We start from the raw sequence: 20,894 nt of genomic DNA, 5'->3' as shown, positions 1-20,894 counted from the left end.
TGGTTAAACCAACGGCAGCAAGTGCCGGAACCGGCTTCCTTGCCTGTTCCGACACATATATCTTTTCGGAACCGCGTGCTGAAAATGCTGCGTTAGCGAACTAACAGTGATAAGTTATATCTCGCTAGCGATCCGATCTTGCGCAGTCGAAACTTCGAGGCATCCATGACCAAACACCTCTCGCTCGTCGGCGCACCTTCGGTGGAGGGACTGCCACCTTCGGGCCTCGCGTGTCTGGTCATCGTGGCAAGACAGCATGGTCTGCATCTGACCCCGACCCAGCTCATCCAGGACAATCTCCTGGGCGACCAGGAGGTCACGCTCCCCGAGCTTCTGAAATGCGCGAATTCCTCGGGCATGACGGCAAAGGCCGTCACGCTGGACTGGAGGGGGCTGAGCCATCTCAAGCGGGCGCTGCCGGTGATCGTCCGCCTACGCGACGGCAGCCACATGGTGCTGCTGCGCCTCGAGGGCGATGAAGACAGCACCCGGGTGGTCCTGCAGGATCCGAACGCGAGCGAGGATGCGCTGCTCGTGATCGATCAGCCGCGCTTCGAGGACATCTGGTCGGGCGACGTCGTCATGGCCAAGCGCGATTACGAGATTTCCGACGAGACCCAGCCGTTCAGCTTCGGCTTCGTCACCGCATTGTTGTTCCGCGAACGGCGCATCCTGCGCGACGTCGCGATCGCGGCGCTGATCCTCGGCTTCATGGGCCTCGGACCGATCATGTTCTGGCGGCTGCTCTCGGACAAGGTCATCTTCTACAAGGCCTACAACACGTTCTACGTGCTGTGTATTGCGATGTTCGTGCTCATCCTGTTCGAGGCGGCGTTCACGTTCCTGCGGCAGTACCTGGTCCAGCGTCTGACAGCACGGCTCGACGTCAAGCTGTCGACCTACGTGTTCGAGAAGGTGCTCAATCTGCCGATCGATTACTTCGAGCAGAATCCGGTCGGCCTGATTTCGCGGGATATTCGCGAAGTGTTCCGAATTCGCGGCTTTCTGACCGGACAGCTGTTCGGGACCATCCTCGATTCGACGACGTTGTTCTTCTTCCTGCCCGTCATGTTCTTCTTCAGCCCGATCATGACGCTGATGGTTCTTGCCTTTGCCGGAATAATCGTAACCTGGCTGATCCTGATGCTGCCCGCCTACCGGAAGAAATCCTCGGCGACTCTGGCCGCTGAAGGCGCGCAGGGAGCGTTTCTGATCCAGAGCCTGAACGGCATGCGGACCATCAAGTCGCTGGCGCTCGATGCGCGTCAGCGCCACATGTGGGATGTGCTTGTGGCGCGCGTCGCCAAGGCTCGCCTTGCGGAAGGCCTGACCGGAACCGCCATTCAGACGGTGGTGAAGCCGTTGGAACGGCTGGCGGTGAGTGCTCCCTATGCGTTCGGTGTCTACCTCGCCGTGTCGAGCGGCGATCCAGTCTACGTTGGAGCGTTGTTCGCGTTTCTGATGCTGTCGCAACGCGTTGCCGGCCCGCTGATGCAGATGGCCCAGCTCATCAACCAGTATGACGAGGCGCGCACCGCGGTCACGATCGTCGGCAGGCTGGTCAATCAGCCGCCCGAGGAGGGACGTTCCGGCCATGGCGTTCGGGTCCCGCTGAAGGGGCATATCGAATTCTCCGGCGTCACGTTCAAGTACAAGGGCGCGGTGTCGCCGGCGCTGAACAGCATCTCCTTCGAGATTCCGCTCGGTACGACGCTGGGCGTGATGGGCAAGAGCGGCTCCGGCAAGACCACGATCACGCGGCTGTTGCAGCGCCTGCACTCCGACTACGGTGGTCTGATCAAGGTCGACGGTGTCGATGTTCGCGAATACGATGTCGATCATCTCCGGCGCAATGTGGGCGTGGTGCTGCAGGAGAACTTCCTGTTCAGCGGCACGATCCGCGAGAATATTGCGGCCGCCAAGCCCGATGCGACCTTCGACGATGTCGTCAGGGCCGCGCGACTGGCCGGCGCCGAGGAGTTCATCGACAAGCTGCCGCGCGGCTACGAGACCTATATCTACGAGGGATCGACCAACCTCTCCGGCGGCCAGCGTCAGCGCCTCGCGATCGCGCGGGCACTGATCGTCAATCCGCCGATCCTGATCCTGGACGAGGCGACCAGCGCGCTCGATGCGGAGAGCGAGACGATCGTGAACGCGAACATTTCGCGGATCGCGCAGGGGCGCACGCTGATCATCATTTCGCATCGCCTGTCGTCGCTGACGAAGGCCGACGCGATCCTCGTGCTCAATCGTGGCGTGGTCAACGATATCGGCCGCCACGAGGAGCTTCTGGAACGCAACGACATCTACAGCTCGCTCTGGTACCAGCAGAACACGCATCTGGTGCCGGCGGGCCGCACCGAAAAGAACTTCAGGAGCCCGACCCTTGTCTCCTAATCAAGCTTCGCTCGCGACCGTCCGCCAGTTCCAGTCCGAAACCGATGCGATCCGCGAGGCGCCCGAGCCGTTGCTGGCCCGCGCGACGCTGTTCGTCCTGTCGGCGTTCATGGTAGCCGTCGTCGCGATCATGTGCTTCACGCGCGTCGATCGGGTGATCACGAGCGTGGGCGGCAGGATCGTCCCGGTCGATCAGATCAACGTGCTGCAGGCGTTGGACGCATCGATCATCAAAACGATCGATGTTCGGGAGGGTGAGCAGGTCGAGACGGGGCAGCAGCTTGCGACCCTCGACTCGACATTCACCGCTGCCGACGTCACGCAGTACAAGCTGCAGATTGCGAGCCTCGAGGCGCAAGTCGCGCGGGACGAGGCCGAATTGTCCGGAAAGCAGTTGTCGTTCGGGCAATCCAAGGACCCCGAGGTCACCAGATACAACGCCTTGCAAAAGGCGCTCTACGATCAGCGCGTCGCGCAGTACCACGCGCAGGTGAACAGCTACGATTCCAAGATCAGCCAGACCGAAGCGACGATCCAGAAGGCGAAGAAGGACGACGAGCGCTACAGCCAACGTGCCGATATCGCCGGAAAGATCGAGGACATGCGCTCGACGCTGGCCGAAAGCGGCAGCGGATCCAAGCTGAACCTGTATTTGTCGCAGGACAATCGCCTGGAACTGCTGCGTCAGATCGACAACACGCACAACACCCTGCTGGAAGCGCAACACCAGCTGGAGTCGCTGAAGGCGGATCGCAACGCCTTCACCGAGCAGTGGAACGCGCAGCTGAGCCAGGATCTGGTGACGACGCGCAATAACCTGGACACGGCCCGCTCGCAGTATGACAAGGCGATCAAGCACCAGGACCTCGTCCGCTGGACGGCGGCCGAACCCTCGGTCGTCCTGACCCTCGCCAAGCTCTCGGTCGGATCGGTGCTGAAGCCGGGCGATCCCTTCATCACGCTGATGCCGCTCAAGACGCGACTCGAGGCCGAGATCCAGATCCTGTCCCGCGACGTCGGCTTCGTCCGGCCGAACGATCCCTGCACGATGAAGATCGATGCGTTCAACGCGGCCGAGCACGGCACGGCGCAGGGCAAGATTCGCTGGATCAGCGAAGGCGCCTTCACCACCGATGATGACGGAAAGCCCGTCGATGCCTACTACAAGGCGCGATGTTCGGTCGACGAGACCAACTTCAAGGATGTTCCGAAGAACTTTCGCCTCATCCCCGGCATGACGCTGCAGGGCGATGTCAATGTCGGCACCCGTTCGGTGGCGATGTATCTGCTCGGCGGCATGCTGCGCAGCGCAAAAGAAGCAATGCGCGAGCCATGACGGTGTTGACGCGATCCCTTCTCGACCGGCTGAGGCCCGGGTCGTCTCGTTCGGAAGCAACGCAGTTCGAACGGGGACTGGAGGCTTACGAGAACCGGCAGTATCTGGAGGCGTTGCGCTTCTGGAGGCTGGCGTCGCGGGCCGGCAATCCGGAGGCGGATTACCGGATCGGGCTGCTCTATGCGAGGAACGAGGGTGTTATCGGCAACATTCCGGACGCGGTCGCGTGGTACGAACGCGCCGCCCTGAATGGACATACCGAAGCGCAATTCCAGCTCGGCTTGATCTACCTCCACGGGGTCAAGGCGTCCGTCGGACCGAACAAGCCCGAGATGTGGCGGCAATCCACGGCGGCGCGCCTCGGCGACAAGGCGACCAATCTCCACGACCTGGTGTTCCCGAACGGAATCGGAGTGGCCAGGGACCTCGACGCCGCCTTCCTCTGGATGTCGGTGGCGGCGGAAGCCGGCAAGGCCGACGCGCAGGCAATCCTGGGCGACATGTACGCCAACGGACACGGCTGCACCAAGGATCATGCCGTTGCGCTGCGCTGGTACGAGGCTGCGGCCGAGCAGAAGGCGGCGGCCGGCGAATTCGCGCTCGGCGACGTGCATTATCAGGGACGCGGCGTTCCCGTCGACTTCGCGCAGGCCGCGATCTGGTATCACAAGGCGGCGGAGCAGGGTCATGTCCGCGCGCAGGTTGCGCTCGCGTTCATGTGCCTCAAGGGCACCGGGCTTCCCGTGAATGTCGAGGAAGCCGCACGGCTATTCCAGAGCGCGGCTGCGCATGACGATGCCATCGCGCTGTACAACATCGCGCTGTTGCGGCTGAGCGGCAAAGGGGTTGCCAAGGATCTCGACAAGGCCGAGACCGCCTTGCGCAAGGCGGCACGCAAGGATTACCTGCCGGCGATCCAGGCGCTTGCTGAGTTCTATGCGCTCGGCACGGCTGCCGAGCCGGATCTGCGCGAGGCGGCGTATTGGTACGAGAAGGCGGCCGAGCGCGGTGACGTGCAGGCGCAGTTCTTCACCGGACGCTTCTATGCCACCGGCACCGGCGTTCCGCCCAGCATCCGCCAGGCGGCGAAATGGTTCGAACGCGCGGCCGAGAGCGGTCACGCCACCGCGGCCCACAACATCGCGGTGTTCTATCTCAACGGCAACGGCGTGACGCGCGATGTCGCGACCGCGATCAAGTGGTTCGAGCGCGCATCCGAGGGGGGCATCAGCGCGGCAGGCGTGCAACTGGGCCGGCTCTATTCGGTGGGCAACGGCGTGCCGCGCGATCAGGTGCGTGCAGCCGAATGGCTGAGTAAGGCGGCCAACGGCGGCGATGCCGATGCAAAGACCGCCTATGCCGTGTTTCTGATTCAGGAGGAGCCGTCCGAAGCGCGTCTTGCGCAGGCGCGCACGTTGCTGACCGATGCCGCCGAGGGCGGTCATTCCGCGGCGGCGTTTCAACTCGGCGGGCTTCACATGGGAAGGTCCGGTGGCACGGTCGATCTTCCGGCGGCGGCGCAATGGTTCAAGCGCGCGGCGAGCGCCGGCCATGTCGAGGCGCAGCACACCTTGGCGCTGCTGTATTCCGATCCGAAGAGCGGCCTCAAGGATCCGCAGGCCGCCGCCGGCTGGATCGTCAAGGCCGCCGATGGCGGCAACGCCGCAGCACAGTTCAAGCTTGCCGTTATGTATTGCACCGGGCAGGGCGTCGAGCAGGACCTTGCGCAGGGCGTGACGTGGTACGAGGCCGCGGCGCGCCAGGGCCACGCGACGGCGCAATACAACCTTGCGGTGATGCTCGGGCGCGGCCAGGGCCGCGAGGCTGATCCGGCGAAGGCGGCCGAATGGTTCGCGGCAGCCGCAGAGCAGGGCATGGTCGAAGCCCAGCTCGCCATCGGCGATGCACTGCGTGCCGGCAACGGCGTCGCGCAGGACCGCGACCAGGCGCTGCGTTGGTATCGAAAGGCGGCGCAGCAGAACAACGAAGGCGCGCTACGTCGTCTGCAGGCGATGGGCGAGAGCGTCGGCTGAGATTGTTGGAGGCGGACATCTCGTCGCACGCGCGCAATGGCAGAGACGGTGAACGGCTTTGTTTTTGGGCGCGAAGGCACGGAAGCGTGCACCTCTGCGTGACAATCTAGGCAGAACTAACAATGGCTTTCATATCGACGATAGAGAGATTGCGTTAATGTGGGTTCGCGGAATAAATGCTCATTGCACCTCTGGTTGTGTGAAGATGATCGATAAGAACCGAGAGGTCATGATCAGAGGCGTGTCAGGCAGCGTGATCTCGGGATCGAACGTCCGTGTGACCGGGAAAGAAACTGGAGCCGGCGTTAAGCGTTGGCAGGAGATTGAGTGGCAATGAACAAGATGGTCGAGCGGAGCGTCAGGGATACGAAGGATATGTTGCCCGTTGCCAGTCCGGTTCAGCAGGACGACCATGCGCAGAGCCTGTTCCTGGATCCCGATATCACTGATCTCCAGTCGGGATCGCGGCTGCGTGGCGCGATCCTCGAATATTCGGGACGAGGAATCTCGGGCTGGATCGTCGATGCCCAGTCGCCCGCTGCAACCGTTTCGATAGCGCTCTTCGTCGGCTCCCATTGTGTCGAAGAGGGGCGCACCGGCCGGTCCATGCCGGCCCGCATCGGTCCGCGCAGCGTGATCGGGCGTCCCGGATTTCGGATCGATCTGTCGACGCCGGGCGTGCGCCGTCGTCTGGCGCGTGCCCTGAGAAACACGCTGGTCGAGCCCAAGCATGCGCAGATCTATCTGCGCATCAGCCTAAGCGACGGCGAATATTACGAGATCCCGCTGTTCGAGAACTTCGCGCCAAGCGAAGTGGTCGTTGCGCTCGGCTTCTCGCTCGAAGACTACGACGATCTGCTGTTTCCCAGCGTTGACAACCGAAGCGTTGCGGGACCGGCGGACGCCTCCACCAAGGAGGTGCGCTATATTTGTTTCTATCTGCCGCAATTCCATTCATTTGAAGAAAACGACAGGTGGTGGGGACCGGGGTTCACCGAGTGGACCAATGTCGCGCGCATGCGCGCCCAGTTTCCGTCTCATGAATCGCCGTGGCTGCCGGCCGATCTTGGATTCTACGACGTCCGGCTGCCGGAGACGCGTCGCCAGCAGGGCGACCTCGCGCGCAAGTACGGCATCGATGGATTCTGCTACTACGTGTATTGGTTCCAGGGTCGCAGGTTGCTGGAAAAGCCGCTTCAGCTGCTGCTCGAGGACGGCGAGCCGAACCTGCCTTTCTGCATTTGCTGGGCCAACGAGAACTGGTCCCGCCGGTGGGACGGCTCGGATGCCGAGCTGCTGCTCGGACAAAATCACTCGCTGGACGACGATGTCCGCTTTATCGATGACATGGCCGACCTGCTGCTCGACGAGCGCTACATCACGGTCGATGGTCGAAAGGTCATCGTCATCTACCGGCCGTCATTGCTGCCGGACAAGCAGCGTCTGTTCGAGATCTGGCGCGAGCGAGCTCGGGAGCTCGGAATTGGCGAGCTTCTCATCTGCAATGCGATGACCTTCGGCGAGTTCGATCCGCGCGACGTCAATTGCGATGCGGCCATCGAGTTTCCGCCGCACACGGTCTCGACGCGGGAAGTGCCGCCGACCGAAGTCGATGCTCCGGCGACCTTCGCCGGGAAGGTATACGATTATGTCGACGCCATGCGATCGTCGATCGGCAAGACCTACGACTTCCCGTTCTTTCCTGCTGTCATGCCGCGTTGGGACAATACGCCGCGCAAGGGACCGCGCGGTCACGTCTTTACGAGGTCCAGCCCGGAGGCGTTTGAGGTCTGGCTTCGCGATGCCACCCTGCGGGCCAAGGGCAACAGCTTCTCCGAGTCACTGGTGTTTATCAATTCCTGGAACGAATGGGCGGAGGGGGCTCATCTCGAGCCGGATTCGCGTCATGGACGCGCCTTCCTTGAGGTTGTGCGGAGGGTCGCGTCGGCTGAGCCTATTTCGGCGCAGATCAGAAATAGCCCGGATCTGCTGGATTGCCTGAGCAGGCAGGAGCTTGAGTGGGCGGTGAAGGAAGCCTCGACGCATGTCGAGGTGCTCGCAAGCCTGCACCGGTCGGGTCTCACTCATTCGGGGGTGCAGCGCTTGAGGAGCGGCACTCCGGTTGAGGCGGACGGCGCGTCCGACAATCCGGCAGGTTCGTTGCTGGTCATCGAGAACATCAATTCACAGACCGGCGAGCGGGTGATTGTTGATCCGCGCTTTGAGATCCTGGTGCGGGGATGGATTTGCGCGGGCAACGCCTTCGAAGCAAGCAGGCAGAGAACGGGATTCCTGGTCCTGTCGGGGCTTGCCGCGGAAGGCGCAATCAACGGCGGCTACTGTCTGATCGTCGATTGGCACGAGCGCGTCGACGTGAAGGAATATATGAAGGCCGAAAGCAAGGATTGCTATTTCGGTTTCCAGCTGTCGTTCTCGATTCGAGATTTGCCGGATGGTGAATATCAACTCGCGGTCCTGGAGGTCGGCGACGGCGCCAGCGCCCTGGTGAGGTCGCGCCATTCGATCATCGTGAGACGTTGAGGTCGCCGCCGATGCTCGCAAGTGTGGTCATCGCGTGCTACAAGCACGAGCAGTATCTCGAGGAATGTCTCGAGACCGTCTACCAGCAGACGTTTGCCGATATCGAACTCGTCATCGTCGACGACAATTCGCCGGACCGGAGTTTTGAAGTCGCGCAGCGGGTCATCAAGAAGCGGTCGTTCGGAAAGCGCTTCGTGTCGTGCAAGCTGCTCAAGAACCCCCAGAATCTCGGCGCCCACTACACCTGGAACAGGGCGTTGTCGCTGACCAAAGGCGACATGATCTTCCTCTTGAACTCGGACGATGCCTTTTCCAGGGACCGCGTGCAGCTGTTCGCGGACAAGCATGGCGACGAGCGGCTGTTCTTCGGCTTCTCGGCCGTCGAGCCGATCGACGAACATGGAAAGTCGATCAGCAACTACCAGTTTCCGACGCGCCTGCGTTATGCGATCGACCGGGCGCAGATTGCCGGTGCGCCGCTGTCGTGGACATTCCTGGATTCCCAGATTGCCGCGTCGACCGGAAACTTCGTCTTCAGCCGCGAGCTGCTGCGGCAGGTGGGCTGGCTTGCCGACCTGAAATACTGCCATGACTGGGACTTCGCCTTGCGCGCCGTCACCAAGGTCGAGCCGACTTACCTCGAGGCCGACCGCTATCTGTACCGGCTGCACTCCACCAACAGCTTCCGAAGTCTGAGCAAGGTGGCGGAGAGCGAGACGAAGGCCTGCATGGTGTCGTATTGCCTGAATGCAATCTCGTCGCGGCCGCAAAACAAGACCTGCCTCAGCCCGTCCAATTTCGGCGATTCATTCTATGACTTCGTGAAGCTGCACCCGAACTTCAACTACTGGGTCAAGCAGATCTACGCGCCCTACCATCTCGAACACCGGACGGTGGAGTCGAACGACCGGACCAGGCCGCTTCGCTGGCGCTGATCGAAAGTGTAGAGCCGATCTTGTCCGGTCCGATGCAATCGGAACGGAGCCTTGGTTTGCGAGTTCGGCGCGGCTTTGCACAAGCCGCGCCGCACCTCGCTCAAACCGGCCTAGCAAAGGTTCTTCGCCGCCGCCCGTGTCGTCGTCTTGAGAACCTCGCGCAGCGCTTCAAGGCGCTCCGTTTGACACGGCAGCGTTGGGACCAGCCAGCCACCCTCGTCATTTTCATTCCAGGCGTAGATCAGCACCGCGGGAGCTCGGCGATCAGGTGCTTGGCTGTTCACCCAGCGGATCGATTGCGCGAGGTGGCTGGCCAGTTCCTGCTTCGTCGGAGCCGTATAGAAATTGGTGATGCCGTCGCCGGGACGCTGCGACGTTTCCCAGGGCACGGGATGTTCGATGCGAGGGCGCCTGTCCCATCCTGTCATCACCGTGGGCACAACAGGGACCTGGCTGGCGGCCAAGGCATTCCAGCCTTTCTCGGCATACTTCGCGAGGTCGGCAAAGCTCCCGCGGCCGTTGCCGGTTGTAATCGCATACGATCCGAGCGCATCGGCGCCCAGATTGGCGGCCTCCTGGCTCAGGAATTTCGTGTCGCCTGCCAGCACGATGTACGGCTCCGCGACGCCAGTTGCGGTCGCATCGGATTTGAACTTGCTCAGTTGGGTGCGGAGACCTTGCACACCTCCCCAGCTTCGCTGCACGTCGGCGCCCTTGATGAAGCCCAGGAAGTAGAGCGGCCGATCGCCCTCGACCCTGAGATAGTTCTTGTCCGCCATCAGGCCGATGTGCTCGTGGGGGAGTGGCGACAGCTTGGCCGCCGATCCCCATCGACCGAGCTCGGTAAACATGCAGTACTTCAGTTGGGCTGCCTTCGGACGGGTTCTGAACGCATACAGGGCTTTCGACATCGGGTGGTTGGCCCCATAGCCAGCGAATGCCCAATAATCCAGTCCGGCAAAGATCGCCTGGTCGATTTCCTTGTCGATCTCGGCCTCGATCGAGCTCGAAAAATCCAGCGCATTTGGATCGCGGTTGATCTGGGCGCCGAAGAAGGGAGCCCGCCAACGATATTTCTGCGGACCGAGCGATTGCTTCATGGCTTCCGTCGGCTGCGAGCCCGGCGAATACCATGCGTCCCATCGGATGGCTCCGACGAGAGGCCGCAAAGCTGCCGCAGCCGCAGCAGGGTGGCTGGAACCCAAGACGCTGAGCGAGCCGGGCAGGAGGCTTGCGGATAGCGATGTCAAAAACATCCGTCTCGTAAGCGCAAACGGCTTACGGATTGCTTCGTTCCCATTGTCCATTGGCGATCTCCGGTCGTTCCCGTCCTGTGTGACGGTTTCGTGCAAATGACACCGAGCCCTGTACTCTATTGTATTGATTTTCCTCGAAATAACCTTACAACAGTTAAATGTGAGCGCTACGTGTTATAGCCTTATTCTTGTAGGATAAGTGCGGTAATAGGGAATTCGTGGTGCGAACCAATGGTAATTGCTTGTTGATCTCGTGGGGAGCGGCTCAGGTTGGACATGGAAATTCCTGCATTGTCTAGTTTCAGCTCAGGCGTGAATCTCGATACGCTTCCAGCAAGTGAGGTCGAGACAAAGCTTCGAGATTTCTTTTCCGGGCGGATCGCAAATCCGAAACCCGACGAGCTCATCCAGTCGGTCGAGCAGTTGGAGCGGCAATTCGGCGATTACAAGGAATTCCAGTTTGCAAAGGCGGCAGCGCTTGTGCAGGCCTGTGATTTCGCCGGAGCGCGCGGGATCCTGCTCGACCTCGTCAAGCAGATGCCGTCCGACTCGCGGGTGTTGCATCGTCTTGCGATCGCGGATCTCAACATGGGGGCGGCCCATGAAGCGCAGGACGTCTATTTGTCCGCGCTCGCTGCGGCCCCGAAGAGTGAAAACCTGCGGCGCGAGTTTGCCGGCCTCCTGCGCGTGATGGAGGCGAAGAAGCTCTATGTCGGGGTCGATCGGAAGAAGCACGGCCTCGCCGCGGTGTGCGCCATCAAGAATGAAGGCGACGATCTGCTGGAATGGCTGCACTTCCACCGACTGGTCGGCTTCGATCACTTCTACCTCTACGACAACGGCAGCACCGACAATACGCGCGCCGTGATCGAGTCCTTTCCGTGGCCCGAGATGATCACCTATCATTTCGTGGAGGGCGAATTCGGCCAGATGCGCGCCTTCTCGCATGCGATCGACACCTATCGCAATTGTGCGGAATGGTGCGCCTTCATTGATGCCGATGAGTATTTGTTTCCGACGCAGGCCGGCAGCATCAAGGACGTCCTGGCCGAGCTCGGCCCGGCGCCGGCGGTGGCGGTGCATTGGTTGAACTTCGGATCGAACGGTCACGACGCGAGGCCGGCCGGCCTGTGCATCGAGTCCTTCACGCGTCGCGCTCCGGACGACTTCCCGGATCATTTCATCATGAAGTCGATCGTGCGGCCGGACACCATCGTGTCCTACCTGCATCCGCATCAATCGCTCGTTCTGGGCTGCTACGTCCAGGAAGACGGCACGCCGGTATTCCCGATCGGAGGCCGCTGTACGGCTCCCAAGCGGAGCAAGCTCGTGATCAATCACTACTACACGAAGTCACGCGAGCAATTGCTGAAGAAGCGCGAGCGCGGCCGGCCGCTCGCCGATGGAGATCCCGAGAAGATCCGCGCGATGGAGTTCTTCACGTTGCGGGATCGCAACGATATCGAAGACGCAACGATCCAGCGGTTTCTTCCGGAGCTGAAGAAGCTGGTCCAGGGCTGACCCCAGCCGACAGCGATTTCCTCACCGAAAAGGAAGGCGCGCCAGGCGGCGCGCCCGATCAATCATGCAGCTTGCGTGATCTTTGACCGCAGCAGCGATCGACGGCAGAAGCTTCCGGCTACGGCTGCCGGCTAAAGCGGCTCCAGCCGGTATTTCGCAAGCAGGGCTTGTGCGGCATCGACGTCGATCCTCGCAGGCCTCTGGAAGATCGACATGTTGTTGGCGCGGGCGATTTCCCGCGCCACCGTCCGAACCGAATGGTAGTGGGGCCGGTTCTCGAAGTCGTGAATTGCGATGAAGGCTCCCGGTGCGCCGTGCAGCACGCACTGTACGAAGCTCGCCACGCGAAACCGGCCGTCGATGAAATACAGGTCGGCTGTCCGGCTTTCCGGACGCTCCCAGACACGCTCGTGATATTCGGGCCAGGAGCTCTCCTTCTCCTTCTCGATCGGATAACCCCATTCGCGCAGCTTGCCGATATCGACGTGCAGCAGCAGCGGCTTGGTGCTCGCATCGCGCGTGGCGTCACCGACGTTGTTGAGCCATTCCAGGGAGGAATCGATCGAGATGACCCACTCCTTGCTGGTTTGACAGGCGAGCCAGGTGCTCCCGCCCGAGCCGAATTCCAGATAGCGCTTCGAGAGATCTACGAAGCTTTTGAACAGTGTGAGTTCCTGACCGTCCATTGCGATTTTCATGGCGGGACCCCGTGGTTTCTCGATTTGTCGTCTGTCGGATGGCTGCCAATCCACCGTCGGAAGGCGGTCGCGGCTGGTCAAGTCGCGATGAGATCCGGTTGAATCATCATCGCGCTTCTCGGTTTCCCGCTGGCTATCCACGCCGGTGGCTTGGAGAGACGGCGGCTACTGGTTCAGGCCGACGCGCTCCACCTTGTAGCCGCGCTCCAGGATCGCGCGCCACCAGGGTTGCTCGTCGACATACCAGCGCACCGTCTTGGCGATGCCGGTCTCGAAATTCTCCTCGGCGCGCCAGCCGAGCTCGGTTTCGAGCTTGGTCGCGTCGATGGCATAGCGGCGGTCGTGGCCGGGACGGTCGGCGACGAAGTTGATCAGCTTGCGCCGCGGGCCTGCCGCAGCCGGCACGACCTCGTCGAGCAGGTCGCAGATGCTTTCCACGACGTGGAGATTGGTTCGCTCGTTGCGGCCGCCGACATTATAGGTCTCGCCGACCTCGCCACGCTCCAGCACCAGGGTCAGCGCCTTGGCGTGATCTTCGACGAACAGCCAGTCGCGGACGTTCTGGCCGTCGCCATAGACCGGCAGCGGCTCGCCGGCGAGCCCCTTGATGATCATGTGCGGGATCAGCTTCTCCGGGAAGTGATAGGGGCCGTAATTGTTGGAGCAGTTGGTCACCAGGGTCGGCAGGTCATAGGTCTCGCGCCAGGCGCGCACCAGATGATCTGATGATGCCTTGCTGGCCGAATAGGGCGAGTTCGGCGCATAGGCCGTGGTCTCGGTGAACAGCCCCTCGTCGCCGAGCGAGCCGAACACCTCGTCGGTCGAGATATGCAGGAAGCGGAACTGATCGCGCTTCTCAGGCGAGAGCGTACGCCAATGACGCAGCGTCTCCTGCAGGATCGTGAAGGTGCCGACGATGTTGGTCTGGATGAATTCGCCGGGGCCGTCGATCGAGCGGTCGACGTGGCTTTCCGCGGCAAGATTCATCACCGCATCGGGCTGATATTTCTCGAACAGCCGGCGCAGCACCTGTCCCTCGCAGATGCAGGCCTTTTCGAAGGTGTAGTTCAGGCTCTCGCTTGAGCCGGGCAGGGAGGCCAGGTTCGCCGCATAGGTCAGCTTGTCGATGTTGACGACGCGGGCGTGGGTGTCGCGCAGCAAGTGACGGACCACGGCGGAGCCGATGAAGCCGGCGCCGCCGGTGACGAAAATCGTCGATCCCTTAAACCGCATGTTTGAATACCTCGGCTGTGCGGGGCTGACCCTGGAACGAACGGTAGACCGACAGCAGATACTCGCCGTAGCTGCTCTTTGCGGTCTTCTGCGCCACCCGCGCGAAGGCTTCGAGCGAGATGTAGCCCTGGCGCAGCGCGATCTCCTCGGGGCAGGCGATGCGCAGGCCCTGACGCTGCTCCAGGATCTGGACGAAGTGACTGGCCTCGACCAGCGAGGAATGCGTGCCGGTGTCCAGCCAGGCGAAGCCGCGGCCGAGCACCTCGACATAGAGGTCGCCGCGCTCGAGATAGGCCTTGTTCACGTCGGTGATCTCGATCTCGCCGCGGGGCGACGGCTTGATGCCGGCCGCGATGTCGACCACGTCGTTGTCGTAGAAATAGAGGCCGGTAACGGCGACGTTGGACTTCGGCCGCTTCGGCTTCTCCTCGATCGACAGCGCCCGGCCGGTGCCGTCGAGCTCGATCACGCCATACTGCTCCGGCGCGTTCACGACGTAGCCGAACACCGTGGCGCCCTTCTTGCGGACGGAGGCGGCCGACAGCATGCTCGGCAGGCCGTGGCCGTAGAAAATGTTATCGCCTAACACAAGCGCGACGGAGTCATCACCGATGAACTCGCGGCCGACGATGAAGGCGTCGGCAAGACCGCGCGGGGTCTCCTGCGTGGCGTAGGCGAAGCGGACGCCCATCTCGCTGCCGTCGCCGAGCAGCCGCTGGAACAGCGGCTTGTCCTGCGGCGTCGAGATGATGAGAATATCGCGGATTCCACCGAGCATCAGCGTCGACAGCGGATAATAGATCATCGGCTTGTCGAACACAGGCAGCAGCTGCTTGGAGACGACGGTGGTCACGGGGTAGAGGCGCGAGCCGGTTCCACCGGCGAGGATAATGCCCTTCATGGTCCCTCACAGTTTGACTATCAAAACATAACAGATAGCGTGCGCCGCACAAGTTTGTTATGAGTAGCAAATTAACATTTCGGGCCTGCCCAAAACTGGAACCCTTGTTAAATGAACGTCATCAAGACCGAACTTCCGGAAGTCCTGATCGTCGAGCCGAAGCTGTTTGGCGACCAGCGCGGCTTCTTCCTCGAGACCTACCAGGCGCCCCGTTATGTCGAGCACGGCATCGCGCGCCCCTTCGTGCAGGACAACATGTCCCGCTCGGCCTATGGCGTGCTGCGCGGGCTGCATCTGCAGAACCCGATCACCCAGGGCAAGCTCGTGACCGTGCTGCGCGGCAAGGTGCTGGACGTCGCCGTCGACGTGCGTGTCGGCAGCCCGAATTTCGGCAAGCATGTCGCGGTCGAATTGAGCGAGGACAACCGCCGGCAGTTATGGGTGCCGCGCGGCTTTGCCCACGGCTTCGTGGTGCTCTCGGAAACCGCCGACTTCTTCTACAAATGCGACGACTTCTACAGCCCCAAGGACGAGCTCTCGATCCGCTGGAACGATCCCGCGATCGGGATCAAATGGGGCGTCGATAAGCCACAGCTGTCGGCCAAGGATGCGGATGCGCCGCTGCTCGCCGATGCCAGCAATCTTCCCACCTATGGACAAATCTGATGCGGATTCTTTTGACGGGAACGCGCGGCCAGGTTGGCAGTGCGCTGAAGCCTCTGCTGGAAAGTCACGGCACCATCATCTCGCCGCCGACCGCGGAGTTCGATCTGTCGAAGCCGGAGATGGTGACGGCCCAGCTTGAGAGCCTGAAGCCCGATCTCATCATCAATCCGGCTGCCTACACGGCGGTCGATCGCGCCGAGGACGAGCGCGAGCTGGCCTTCCTGGTCAACGCCAGGGGACCCGAGGCGCTCGCGAAATGGGCGGCTGCGAACCGCGTGCCGCTGGTGCATTTCTCCACCGACTATGTCTTCAACGGTTCAGGCGACCGGTCATGGCGCGAGGACAGCCCAACCGAACCGTTGTCGGCCTACGGCGCGAGCAAGCTTGCTGGCGACGTCGCGATCCAGGCGGCGGGCGGGGCGCATCTGATCGCGCGCACCTCATGGGTCTATGCCGCAAAGGGCACCAATTTCCTGCGCACCATCGCGCGGCTTGCCGGCGAGCGTAAGGAGCTGCGGATCGTGGCCGATCAGATCGGCGCGCCGACGACGGCACAAGCGATCGCCAGTGCGGTTGCCGGCATCGTCCTGCCGAACATCACCACGCTGCACGATCAGCTGGTGCGCAGGGGCGGCGTCGTCAATCTCGTTTGCGCCGGCGAAACCAGCTGGCATGGCTTTGCCACGGCCATCGTCGGCGGGCTGCGGTCGCGTGGCGTCACGCTTGCCGTCGACAATATCGTTCCGATCGCGACGGCCGATTTTCCGACCAAGGCGGTGCGCCCTAGCAATTCGCGGCTGGATCTGACGCGGCTGAAGGCGCAGTTCGGGGTTGCGATGCCGACTTGGCAGGAAGCGCTCGCGCGCGAGCTGGATGCGTTCGTCCAGCTCGACGTGCCCGCGCACGCCTAGCGCGTTTTCCAGCGAAGCCGATAGCGGTTCGCGAAGAGAACGCCTCGGATAAAAATTCAAAACCCCGCTCCGATTGACTCGGAACGGGGCTCTGCGATCGAGCTGTGGCGATCGCCGCCGGTCGACCATCGCCGCTCAGCGCGGTCGGCCGATGCTCTCGTAAGTGAAGCCGTGCGCGGCCATCTCGTCCGGGCGGTAGATGTTGCGCAGGTCGACGACGACCGGATGCTTCATCTCCTGCTTGATGCGCTTGAGATCGAGCGCGCGGAACTGGCGCCACTCGGTCACGATGACGAGCGCATCGGCCTGGCGCGCGCATTCATAGGCGTCCGTGCAGTACTCGATCTCCGGCAACTCCTTGCGCGCCTGCTCCATGCCGACCGGATCATAGGCGCGAACCTTGGCGCCGAAATCGATCAGGCCGTTGATCAGCGGGATCGACGGCGCCTCGCGCATGTCGTCGGTATCGGGCTTGAAGGTCAGGCCAAGCACGCCGATCGTCTTGCCGCGCAGCTCGCCGCCGAGCACGTTGGCGACCTTGCGCGCCATCGCGCGCTTGCGGTTGTCATTCGCGGTCAGCGTGGCTTCGACGATTTTCAGCTGCACGTCGTGATCGAGCGCCGTCTTGAACAAGGCGCGGGTGTCCTTCGGGAAGCAGGAGCCGCCATAGCCCGCGCCGGCATGCAGGAACTTGGTTCCAATGCGGTTGTCGAGCCCGATGCCGCGCGCGACTTCCTGCACGTTCGCACCGACCCTTTCGGAGAGATCGGCGATCTCGTTGATGAAGGTGATCTTGGTGGCGAGGAAGGCATTTGCAGCGTATTTGATCAGTTCCGCCGTGCGCCGTGCGGTATAAAGGATCGGCGCCTGGTTCAGATAGAGCGGACGATAGACTTCGCCCATCACCTTCTTGGCCCGCTCGTCCTCGGTGCCGACGACGATCCGGTCGGGATGGCGGAAATCCTGGATCGCGGCGCCTTCGCGCAGGAATTCGGGGTTCGAGGCAACCGCGAAATCGGCGTTGGGACTGGTCTCGCGGATCAGGCGTTCGACCTCGTCGCCGGTGCCCACGGGCACGGTCGACTTCGTCACGACCACGGTGAATTTCTTGAGCGCGGCGCCGATCTCCTTGGCGGCTGCATAGACGTAGCTCAGATCTGCATGGCCATCGCCGCGCCGCGAGGGCGTTCCGACCGCGATGAACACGGCATCGGCGTCGCCGACGGCTCCCGCGAGCTCCGTCGTGAAGGTCAGCCGTCCGGCGGCGGTGTTGGTCTCGACGAGCTTATCGAGGTCAGTTTCGTAGATCGGGATCTTGCCGCGCTTCAGGGCTTCGATCTTGCCGGCGTCCTTGTCGACGCAAACGACCTGATGGCCGAAGTCGGCAAAACACGCTCCGGACACGAGACCTACATATCCCGTTCCAACCATTGCAATCTTCATGAATCCGCTCGTCGATCAGTGTGGAGAGGAGGAGTTAGCACTAGCACAATTGGCGCCGATAACGCCAAGTTTTATAACGTATAGTTTGTGTTGGAGCTCGGCGGCTTTTTGTGCAAACGGTGATGGCCTCAGTGCAGTTGAGTGCGCGCTAGTCACCTTTGACGCGCCATGGACACATTCTCAACTTGAAATCGACTGACAATCGAGCCGCCGTTTGAGGGTTGGACATGAGCACGAAGACGATTGGCAAGCAGAGGCCCTCGGGAGCTGAATACGCGTCGTTGCAAACGCAATTCTCCAGATACGATCGCACGACGTTTTCTGGATTTGTTTACGACCGCGCCGATCTCGGCCGGCGCTACACCGTCGAGCTGCTCGTCGACGGCGAGCCATACATGTCATCATTGTGTGACGAGTTTGTAACAGAGCTGGCCGATGCCGGAATCGGCGACGGGCGATTTGGCTTTACCTTCAACGTGCAGGATGAGGTCGGCGCGAACGCCGGCATCATCGAGGCGAGACTGGCAAATATCGGAAGTGCTGTCGGTGCTCCGATTCGCTGCGATGTCGCAGCACCGGACGCACAGTGGCACCGGATCGGCGAAATCAAATGGGCCGGAGGTCTGCGCTTCGAGGGCTGGCTTTCGCAGGACGTCGACGAAGACATCGAAATCCTGATCGCGCAGCGGCCGGTGATGACCGTGAAGCCGACCGGGTGGACCAACGTTGCGCGGGGCGGCGAGTTCGGCGTCGGCCGCCGGATCGATTTTCATCTGCCCGAGCATTTTGCCGATGGACGCGTGCGCGGGCTGTCCGCACGGACGGCTACCGGACGGAGCGTGATCTCGGAGCCGATCGCATTCGTCGCTTTCGAGCGCGGCCTGGAGCAGACCATCGCGGAGCTCGGACGCTGGGATAGCGAGCGATTGCGCGGACAATTGTTCGATCAGCTGTTGCCGGCTTCGGTGCCATTTCACACTTATCGCAGCTGGAAAGAGCGTTTCGCGCCGCCAGTCGAGTCTGACGTTCGATCCGAGGCCGCCGTCGTCCTGATCGGCGACGCCAGGGTGGACGAAAGCATCGAGAGCCTCGAAGCCCAGCGGCATGCGGCCTGGTCGGCGGTGTGCCTGCCGGCGCGCGGGTTCAGCCGGTTCGATCCGGCAGCTGCGCGCGAGTTTATCGACGGCGATGCCGCCGACAGCGCATTCTTCGTGTTCTGCCTGAGCGGGACGATCCTCGCGGAAGATGCCTTGCAGCGCTTCGCCGACGTGTTCGCTTCCGAACCCGGCTGTGATCTCGTCTATGGCGACGTCGAGGTCGCCGCGGGTGCCGGCGCCGTCTGGCCGCTGGCGTTTTCGGCATTCGATCTCGAACGTGCGCTCGAGCAGGGCTATGGCGCGTATTGCTTTGCAGTGCGCCGCGAGCGCGCTGTGGAGGCGCTGCGATCGGCGGCGTCGCTCTACGACATCTTCCTGTCCTGCGCGGAGCGGGAGCGAACCTATCACCTGCCGGGATCGGTTGCGGCGCTGCCGGGAATTGATGCGTCGGTCGCAACCACCGAGCTTGTCGCCGCAAGCGAGGCATATTTCGCGAGGGCCGGCGTCGAGGCGCATGTCGAGCCGCGGACAGCGGGTCTTCTTCCTGCCGTGCGGGTCAAGCGCGCCGTCGATTGGAACGAGCGCACCACCATCATCATCCCGACCAGGAATCGCGCCGAGCTTCTCAAGCGATGCATCGAGACGGTCTTGCCGGCCGCACATGAGACCAACGCCAGGATTCTTGTCGTCGACAACAGCTCGAGCGAGCCTGACGCGCTGGATTATCTGGAGGGCCTGTCCGACGACGAAATCGACGTGATTTCGGTCGAGGGGCCGTTCAACTTCGCAGCCATCAACAACGCTGCCGTCGATTGCGTCGATACGGATAACATCTGCTTTCTCAACAACGACATCGAGGCGCTCGATGACGGCTGGCTGGCGGAGATGCTGTGGCGGCTCGCCGCTCCCGATGTCGGAGCCGTCGGCGCCAAGCTGCTCTGGCCGAGCAGCGTCGTGCAGCATGGCGGGGTGTTGCTTGGCGCCAATTTCTCGGCTGCGCACGCCTTCAACGATCGGATGGACGGTGATCCCGGCTACGGCGATCTGCTCCAGGTCGCGCACGAATGCTCGGCGCTGACGGCGGCGTGCCTGCTGATGCGCAAGCGCGATTTCCTGGCCGTCGGCGGCATGGATGAGGTCCGCTTCCCGATCAGCTTCAACGATATCGATCTCTGCCTGAAGCTGCGCCAGCTCGGAAAGCGGATCGTGTTCACGCCGGACGCAAAGCTCGTGCATCTGGAATCGGCAAGCCGGGGCCGCGATTCCGCGCCGGATCGCAGGGCACGCTTCGGGCACGAACTGGCGATGTTGCGCGCGAAGTGGGGCGAGGTGCTGCTGGACGATCCCTATTACAGCCCGCTGCTGGGGCTGGATTCGACGCCGTTCTCGTCGCTCGCATGGCCGCCGCGGTCATGGAAGCCGCGCGCCAACCTCCCGCCTCAGCCGACTGCGCCGCCGATCGGGATGTAGCAGCACGTCCTCGGCCACCCAGTCGAGGACGGCGGCAATCGCGTCGTCGGCATCAAGTCCTGGCTGCAGCTTCAGGTCGGTGTTTCGGCTGCGTCCCGGTGGTGCCGGACTCCATTCGATCGCGGCAGTGGGCAATCCGGTGGCTAGCAGCGCGTCCACCAACGGATGTCCGAACGCCGGTTCGCCGATGTCGAGAACCAGTTTCGTGATGCCGTGACCTTCGATCAGCGTCGTGACGTCGTCGACGCCGATTGCGCCGGCGACCGTGACGTTCGAGCGCTGCATCAGCTTGAGATCGTCAAGGGTGGTACCCAGCACGATGATCGCGGCGTCTTCGTCGGCTTCGGCCATTTGATCGCTTAACGCTCTAACGAAACGAAATTCCGCTGCGCTGGCGTGCAGAGCGAGCAGACCGAGACGCGCCGCGCCGCTCGCGGCGTGCGGCGGCACCGG

General features: G+C 62.4%; 15 protein-coding genes. 9 read left to right on the top strand and 6 right to left on the bottom strand.

From position 1 onward, the window contains the following. The first annotated feature begins 165 nt into the window (after positions 1 to 165). The 5 genes from AC628_RS09520 (at position 166) to AC628_RS09500 (ending at position 9,245) form a co-directional block, all read left to right on the top strand. Entirely contained in the window at positions 166 to 2,400 is a 2,235-nt protein-coding gene (locus AC628_RS09520) for a peptidase domain-containing ABC transporter (protein ID WP_074126600.1), read from the top strand. Then, entirely contained in the window at positions 2,390 to 3,736 is a 1,347-nt protein-coding gene (locus tag AC628_RS09515) for an HlyD family type I secretion periplasmic adaptor subunit (RefSeq protein WP_074126599.1), read from the top strand. Before AC628_RS09520 ends, AC628_RS09515 begins: the two co-directional genes overlap by 11 nt. After that, positions 3,733 to 5,769: an SEL1-like repeat protein gene (locus AC628_RS09510; RefSeq protein ID WP_074126598.1), complete on the top strand. Its 2,037-nt coding sequence runs from the start codon at positions 3,733 to 3,735 to the stop codon at positions 5,767 to 5,769. The genes AC628_RS09515 and AC628_RS09510 overlap by 4 nt, the downstream gene beginning before the upstream one ends. 333 nt (positions 5,770 to 6,102) lie before the next feature. After that, positions 6,103 to 8,310 carry a glycosyltransferase WbsX family protein gene (locus AC628_RS09505; RefSeq protein ID WP_074126597.1) on the top strand — a complete coding sequence of 736 codons (2,208 nt, stop codon included), beginning with the start codon at positions 6,103 to 6,105 and terminating at the stop codon, positions 8,308 to 8,310. A gap of 11 nt (positions 8,311 to 8,321) precedes the next feature. After that, complete coding sequence (locus AC628_RS09500; protein ID WP_074126596.1) at positions 8,322 to 9,245, top strand: glycosyltransferase family 2 protein; 924 nt, start codon at positions 8,322 to 8,324, stop codon at positions 9,243 to 9,245. A 110-nt stretch (positions 9,246 to 9,355) separates the two neighbouring features. Here AC628_RS09500 and AC628_RS09495 read toward each other — a convergent pair whose 3' ends face one another. Then, the gene (locus AC628_RS09495; RefSeq protein WP_245321110.1) at positions 9,356 to 10,345 is read right to left on the bottom strand and encodes a glycoside hydrolase family 71/99 protein; all 990 of its coding nucleotides are present in this window, start codon (positions 10,343 to 10,345) and stop codon (positions 9,356 to 9,358) included. A 447-nt stretch (positions 10,346 to 10,792) separates the two neighbouring features. On the opposite strand from AC628_RS09495, the gene AC628_RS09490 reads away from it, so the two are divergent. After that, positions 10,793 to 12,022, top strand: coding sequence for a glycosyltransferase family 92 protein (locus tag AC628_RS09490; protein ID WP_245321109.1), 1,230 nt, complete (start codon positions 10,793 to 10,795; stop codon positions 12,020 to 12,022). 131 nt (positions 12,023 to 12,153) lie between these two features. Here AC628_RS09490 and AC628_RS09485 read toward each other — a convergent pair whose 3' ends face one another. The 3 genes from AC628_RS09485 to rfbA form a co-directional block, all read right to left on the bottom strand. Next, positions 12,154 to 12,801, bottom strand: a complete 648-nt coding sequence (locus AC628_RS09485) for a hypothetical protein (RefSeq protein ID WP_245321108.1) — start codon at positions 12,799 to 12,801, stop codon at positions 12,154 to 12,156. Positions 12,802 to 12,885: 84 nt separating this feature from the next. Further along, the gene (gene rfbB / locus AC628_RS09480; RefSeq protein WP_074126592.1) at positions 12,886 to 13,953 is read right to left on the bottom strand and encodes a dTDP-glucose 4,6-dehydratase; all 1,068 of its coding nucleotides are present in this window, start codon (positions 13,951 to 13,953) and stop codon (positions 12,886 to 12,888) included. Then, positions 13,943 to 14,854 (bottom strand): glucose-1-phosphate thymidylyltransferase RfbA, encoded by a 912-nt coding sequence (gene rfbA, locus AC628_RS09475; protein WP_050630279.1) that lies wholly within the window; start codon positions 14,852 to 14,854, stop codon positions 13,943 to 13,945. Before rfbA ends, rfbB begins: the two co-directional genes overlap by 11 nt. 111 nt (positions 14,855 to 14,965) lie before the next feature. On the opposite strand from rfbA, the gene rfbC reads away from it, so the two are divergent. Both rfbC and rfbD read left to right on the top strand, forming a co-directional pair. Continuing rightward, positions 14,966 to 15,520, top strand: coding sequence for a dTDP-4-dehydrorhamnose 3,5-epimerase (gene rfbC, locus AC628_RS09470; RefSeq protein ID WP_074126591.1), 555 nt, complete (start codon positions 14,966 to 14,968; stop codon positions 15,518 to 15,520). Further along, complete coding sequence (gene rfbD, locus AC628_RS09465; protein WP_074126590.1) at positions 15,520 to 16,431, top strand: dTDP-4-dehydrorhamnose reductase; 912 nt, start codon at positions 15,520 to 15,522, stop codon at positions 16,429 to 16,431. The genes rfbC and rfbD overlap by 1 nt, the downstream gene beginning before the upstream one ends. 135 nt (positions 16,432 to 16,566) lie before the next feature. On the opposite strand, the gene AC628_RS09460 is transcribed toward rfbD, so the two are convergent. Then, a complete protein-coding gene (locus AC628_RS09460; RefSeq protein WP_050425699.1) occupies positions 16,567 to 17,874 on the bottom strand; it encodes a UDP-glucose dehydrogenase family protein in 1,308 nt (435 codons plus the stop codon). A gap of 227 nt (positions 17,875 to 18,101) precedes the next feature. Here AC628_RS09460 and AC628_RS09455 point away from each other — a divergent pair, with 227 nt between their 5' ends. After that, positions 18,102 to 20,441, top strand: a complete 2,340-nt coding sequence (locus AC628_RS09455) for a glycosyltransferase family 2 protein (RefSeq protein WP_074126589.1) — start codon at positions 18,102 to 18,104, stop codon at positions 20,439 to 20,441. Here AC628_RS09455 and AC628_RS43835 read toward each other — a convergent pair. Then, on the bottom strand, positions 20,382 to 20,894 hold a 513-nt coding region (locus AC628_RS43835; protein WP_168193339.1), incomplete at its 5' end, for a hypothetical protein. The genes AC628_RS09455 and AC628_RS43835 overlap by 60 nt on opposite strands.

Source organism: Bradyrhizobium sp. NAS96.2, from assembly GCF_001908235.1.
Classification (GTDB): Bacteria; Pseudomonadota; Alphaproteobacteria; order Rhizobiales; family Xanthobacteraceae; genus Bradyrhizobium.
Note: the sequence above shows the minus strand (reverse complement) of the source record. Positions and strands in the feature narration are given on the sequence as shown.

Coding starts and splice junctions, on each gene's coding strand:
- AC628_RS09495 (WP_245321110.1), bottom strand. CDS start 10,345: ATGAAGCAATCGCTCGGTCCGCAGAAATATCGTTGGCGGGCTCCCTTC.
- AC628_RS09510 (WP_074126598.1), top strand. CDS start 3,733: ATGACGGTGTTGACGCGATCCCTTCTCGACCGGCTGAGGCCCGGGTCG.
- AC628_RS09520 (WP_074126600.1), top strand. CDS start 166: ATGACCAAACACCTCTCGCTCGTCGGCGCACCTTCGGTGGAGGGACTG.
- rfbC (WP_074126591.1), top strand. CDS start 14,966: ATGAACGTCATCAAGACCGAACTTCCGGAAGTCCTGATCGTCGAGCCG.
- AC628_RS09500 (WP_074126596.1), top strand. CDS start 8,322: ATGCTCGCAAGTGTGGTCATCGCGTGCTACAAGCACGAGCAGTATCTC.
- rfbD (WP_074126590.1), top strand. CDS start 15,520: ATGCGGATTCTTTTGACGGGAACGCGCGGCCAGGTTGGCAGTGCGCTG.
- rfbB (WP_074126592.1), bottom strand. CDS start 13,953: ATGCGGTTTAAGGGATCGACGATTTTCGTCACCGGCGGCGCCGGCTTC.
- AC628_RS09505 (WP_074126597.1), top strand. CDS start 6,103: ATGAACAAGATGGTCGAGCGGAGCGTCAGGGATACGAAGGATATGTTG.
- AC628_RS09460 (WP_050425699.1), bottom strand. CDS start 17,874: ATGAAGATTGCAATGGTTGGAACGGGATATGTAGGTCTCGTGTCCGGA.
- rfbA (WP_050630279.1), bottom strand. CDS start 14,854: ATGAAGGGCATTATCCTCGCCGGTGGAACCGGCTCGCGCCTCTACCCC.
- AC628_RS09455 (WP_074126589.1), top strand. CDS start 18,102: ATGAGCACGAAGACGATTGGCAAGCAGAGGCCCTCGGGAGCTGAATAC.